The organism is Neisseria sp. P0021.S007, from assembly GCF_051956855.1.
Genome location: NZ_JBQCXA010000208.1, coordinates 1 through 956, shown reverse-complemented (window position 1 = coordinate 956; position 956 = coordinate 1). Strand labels below are relative to the sequence as shown.

Here is a 956-nt window from a genome sequence, read left to right as displayed (position 1 = left end):
CCCATATCGAGCCTGCCACTGCCAACAACATACCCGACACAATCTTGCCGTTGAGCTTCTCGCCAAACAACAAAGCCGCAAAAAACATCGTCAACACAGGATTGAACGTGACCAACACCGTCGCCCTTGAAGCAAGAATCCGCTGCAAACCCAGCATAGACAACACAGTAAAACCAAATACCCCGAATGCCGCCGCCAGTGCCAATCCAAGCCATTGTTTGCGCGACAAAACCGCCAAAGTACGCAACCGATACCGTGCAAACAGCCAGCCCAAAAGCAAGATAGCCGCCGTCAAAAAGCGCAGCATACCGCCCGTTAAAGGTGGCAGCGCCTGTCCCAGCATTCGCCCCATCGGCCAAGATGCGCCCCAAAACGCCGCCATGCCCAATAGTTTTAGATGGATTGCTAAATGTTTCATGGTGATGGATAAATTGAATAATTGGTTTAGAAAGCGTACAAACGCAGTTTGGAAGGATAAATTTCCTTAGCCGCCGATACTTGATAGAGTTTGTGCGGATAAAATACTACGCTGAATCATTACGGAAACAAAGGCCGTCTGAAAGACTGATATCCAGCTTTTTCAGACGGCCTTTGCTGCTCAATCAATAAGGCTTACAACTCAATGCCTTTGAGTTTCGCCACGGTATTGATGTCTTTATCGCCGCGACCGGAGAGGTTGACCAAAATCACTTGGTCTTTGCTCATTTTCGGCGCGTTTTTCACCGCCCAAGCAACGGCATGGCTGGATTCCAGCGCAGGAATAATACCCTCGAAACGGCAGAGCAAGTCAAAGGCTTCGAGTGCTTCGTCATCTTTGGCAACGGTGTATTCCACGCGGTTGATGTCGTTCAAATGGCTGTGTTCCGGGCCGATGCCTGGGTAGTCCAAGCCTGCGGAAACGGAGTGCGTACCCAAAACTTGACCGTTTTCGTCCTGCATCAAATAGCTGCGGAAAC

At 50.1% G+C, this 956-nt stretch carries 1 protein-coding gene and 1 pseudogene; both read right to left on the bottom strand.

The genetic code is table 11. The features are described from left to right. A partial coding sequence (locus tag ACTHUR_RS12270) for a DMT family transporter (RefSeq protein ID WP_440398750.1) occupies positions 1 to 418 on the bottom strand: 418 nt, incomplete at its 3' end. A 194-nt stretch (positions 419 to 612) separates the two neighbouring features. Continuing rightward, positions 613 to 956, bottom strand: a pseudogene (locus ACTHUR_RS12265) (tryptophan synthase subunit beta); the annotation flags it as partial.